Genomic DNA, 4,029 nt, shown 5'->3' on the forward strand with positions numbered 1-4,029 from the left:
AGTATCCACAAATATCTGATCACCCAATAAGGAGTATTCCAAACAAAAATGAATCAAAAGTTAAGAAGGTTCTGATTACCCAACCCCCTCTTCCACATTTGCTGTAAATGGATTGGACTGACGGATTAGGCCATCCGGAAGCTCACCTTCTGTAGAGGCGACTGCCACGCAGACTGTTGCGTCACCTGTGATATTGACGACGGTCCTGAACATATCCAATATCCTATCAGGTGCGATGATCAAAGCAACTCCTGCACCGGGAACACCAATGGCTTCCAACACAATGATCAACATGATCAAACCCGCACCGGGCACACCTGCCGAACCGATGGCCGCCAAAGTTGCGGTCAGCACAATGGTCAACTGCTGGGAAATGGTAAGGTCCATTCCCAATGCCTGTGCGATAAATACCGCTGCAACCGCTTGGTACAAACTAGTACCGTTCATGTTGATCGTAGCACCCAATGGCAATACAAAGCTGCTGACTTCTTCAGATACACCCAATTCCTCTTCTACCAGTTTCATGGTGACAGGTAGGGTTGCAGAACTTGAGGAAGTGGAAAAACCCAACAGCATGGCCGGTCTCATAGCTTTGAGAAAATCTCCGAATTTGATCTTCGTAAAGGATTTTAAGATGACTGAGTAAATACCAACAATTATCAAGATCAAACCTCCCAAAACAACCAAAGTATATTTTAACAAGGCCAACAGCAATTCCACCGCAGAGTCAGGATTTTCTCCTGCTATCTCCACAATCAGCGAAGCCATCAAGGCAAATACACCATAAGGAGCAATCATCATGATGTACTCCACAATTTTGATGATCACGTCATTGAAGGCATCAAAAAAGTTGATGAAATTTTTTGCTTTCTCTTTTGGAATTTGAAGTAGGGCAATACCGACAATAATCGCAAAAAACACTACCTGCAACATGCTGCTATTGTCCGCAGCAGCCTTTACAATATTTTCGGGGACAATTTCAATCAAGGGCTGTAAAGGGCCCTGACTGGAAACTTCCGCAGCTTTTTCGGCTTTGGTACCCACAGCATCATCATATAATGACATCAGGCTTTCCCTTGTTTCCTGGGGCAGACTGTCTCCGGGCTTGATGATATTGACAAGCAAAAGCCCGATAGTAATGGCAATGATGGTGGTAATAAAGTATGCAAAAATAGTCTTGCCACCGATTCTGGATAGTTTTGAAATATCACCCAAGTTGGCTACCCCAATGACCAATGAAGCAAATACCAATGGCACTGCTATCATTTTTAATGAATTGATAAAAATGGTACCTATTGGCTTGATAAAATTGATGGTAAACTCAGGATCAATTCCAAACTTGATGATCACCAATCCGAAAACAAGCCCTAAGATCAGACCTGCGATGATCTGGGTGTGCAGAGGTATCTTTTTAAACATATTTACTGGGTTTAAATATTTTACAATTTATTGGTCCTGCTGATCAATATATAATCGGCCAAAACCAAGGCACACATGGCTTCCACTATGGGTACGGCTCTGGGAACCACACAAGGGTCGTGTCTTCCTTTTCCGGAAACAGTGACAGTTTCCCCTGATTCATTGACGGATTCCTGGTCTTGCATAATGGTTGCTACTGGCTTGAATGCTACATTGAAATAGATATCCTCTCCATTAGAGATACCCCCTTGAATGCCTCCTGAGTAATTTGTCCTTGTTCTCACCCGATCTCCATCTTGATAAAAGGCATCATTGTGTTCGGAGCCCCTCATTTTCACTCCTTCAAAACCGCTTCCATATTCAAAACCTTTGACCGCATTGATGGAAAGCATGGCTTTGCCCAATTCAGCATGTAACCTGTCGAAAACGGGTTCTCCAATACCGGGAGGAACACCCTTAGCCACACAACTGACGATGCCTCCGACTGTATCCCTACTTTTCCTCACTTCATCGATATAATCGATCATCCGTTCTGCGGTATTTTGGTCAGGACATCGTACAATATTATCTTCCGTTTTGTCAAGATCAAGTTCCAGATAGGCCTTTTCCAGTTTTAGATCACCCACTTGACTTACATAAGCCTGTACACTTATCCCATAATGCTTGAGCAACATTTTGGCTATTGAACCGGCAGCAACCCTTGCGGCTGTTTCCCTGGCACTGCTTCTGCCTCCACCTCTATAATCTCGCGTACCATATTTTTCGAAATAGGTATAATCGGCATGTGAAGGTCTGAATTTGTCAGAAATATGGCTATAATCTTTACTTTTTTGGTCAGTATTCATGATGACCAAGCCTATGGGTGTGCCTGTACTTTTTCCCTCAAATACACCAGAAAGAATCTGAAACACATCTTCTTCTTTTCTTTGTGTCGTAATTTTTGATTGGCCTGGTTTCCTGCGCTGCATTTCTGCCCGAATAAAATCCTCATCGATTGTGAGTCCTGCAGGACAGCCATCGATCACCACACCCAAACCCAAACCATGGGATTCTCCAAATGTTGAAATCTTGAATAATTTTCCGAAAGTGTTACCCATTACCTTTTCTCATAATCAGTACAGCCAATAAAATGACCGATCCTGCCAACAATAAATTGATAAAGATGGAAAAATAATACTTATATCTTTCGTAAGAAAGTTTATTGCTCTCAACTTCAATCAAATCATAAATCCCGCCCAACCGCTGATTGGAAATAGCCTGATTGACTTTTGACTCACCTGTGACATTTACAATTGCCTTCGGCCGTAGCGTATCGTATTTGGATTGCACTGGATTAAAATAAATCCACTCAAAATGGTCGGCAAGATTAACTTGACTGGGCTCGTTGATGGTAAGGTAATAAGTGAATTCCTTGATTCCGGTGATTTTTCCCATTCCTCTGTTTACCTGTTGCCTTACATTGGGGTCGTAGGTATTCAGTTTATGGATTTGCTTTGTTTTGGGTACAGAGATTGAGTTGATATTTCCTTCCCCGCTGATTCCAAAATTATAAGTGAAACCTTCACCCGTCTGCGCTTCGAACTGGGCAATATTTTCCCTCAACTGAAAATTGCCCACACTTACTTCATTCCGGAGAGGATGGGGAGGAAGCGCTTTTACTTTTACTTTTTTGGAGGAAGAATAGAAAGTTTTGAAATCCTCTAACCTATTGCTGCCAAAGAATGATGGGTTTTTGGCTACCCGATATTTGATCATTTCCCAGGAAATCGGTGGGATTGTTATTTCTCCTTCTGAAAAAGGGAAAAATGTGGCCTCATAAACCTTGTACTTGATCCAGGTTTTTCCGTTGAAACTTACCCTTTCCGGTTGGATGTTGGTGATGTTGAAATTTTCCTCCCAGGCATTGGATGGCTTCATTTTTTTGAGAATCCCATCGAGTTGTTTTCCCGGTTCATAAAATTGAAAGGGGGCCTGATTGGTTTCTGACATGTAGAAAGCCAAACTGACATTGAATCCTTCTCCTACAAAGACCTCTTCCTTATCTATTGAAGATGCAAAAAAGGCATCATCTTCAATTTCAATAAATTCAGGTTCTTCTCTTGTTTTTCCAAAGAGGTCGTCAAAAGGATCGAAAACATTGGATTGCCGTTGGGCTGCCCTGGCATCGACCACATTTATTGTTTTTCCGGGGGAGGTATAATCCGCTCCGTTGATTTTTATACTGAAACCTGACAATGTAAACTCCCCTTTCCTTACAGGCTTATAATATTGAATAATGCTGTTTGTACTGCTTACTTGCCCATTGATTACATTCATGGAGGAGGATTGGGAAATCCCTTGTTTCTGGAATCCCACAATATCAGGAAATTCATTATAAGATTTTATTTTATCATTGGAAATCGTTACCTTAATGCTGAAAGTTTCATTTAAAGCTATCTCGTCTGGGCCAAGTTCAATTACCACTTCTTGCGCCACTAAAGGAATAAATATAATTCCGAAAAAGTATACAAAAATCAGGGTGATGGTCGTTTTGATCATGTTGTGTTTTACTTATTGTTCGCAAATTAACTTTATATTTTAAACGCAACAAACCTAATTTAGTGTCGTACC

Annotated in this window: 3 protein-coding genes; all 3 read right to left on the reverse strand. The window is 41.5% G+C overall.

Annotated features, from left to right (window positions below):
* Positions 1-75: 75 nt before the first annotated feature.
* The 3 genes from ACEW8O_RS03250 to ACEW8O_RS03260 are packed head-to-tail and all read right to left on the reverse strand — an operon-like array spanning position 76 to position 3,957.
* Positions 76-1,419 (reverse strand): dicarboxylate/amino acid:cation symporter, encoded by a 1,344-nt coding sequence (locus ACEW8O_RS03250; RefSeq protein ID WP_373493190.1) that lies wholly within the window; start codon positions 1,417-1,419, stop codon positions 76-78.
* Positions 1,420-1,439: 20 nt separating this feature from the next.
* Entirely contained in the window at positions 1,440-2,516 is a 1,077-nt protein-coding gene (gene aroC / locus ACEW8O_RS03255; RefSeq protein WP_373493191.1) for a chorismate synthase, read from the reverse strand.
* Positions 2,509-3,957 (reverse strand): BatD family protein, encoded by a 1,449-nt coding sequence (locus ACEW8O_RS03260; RefSeq protein WP_373493192.1) that lies wholly within the window; start codon positions 3,955-3,957, stop codon positions 2,509-2,511. Before ACEW8O_RS03260 ends, aroC begins: the two co-directional genes overlap by 8 nt.
* Between the last annotated feature and the right edge of the window lie 72 nt (positions 3,958-4,029).

The organism is Aquiflexum sp. (assembly GCF_041749095.1).
GTDB lineage: Bacteria > Bacteroidota > Bacteroidia > Cytophagales > Cyclobacteriaceae > Aquiflexum.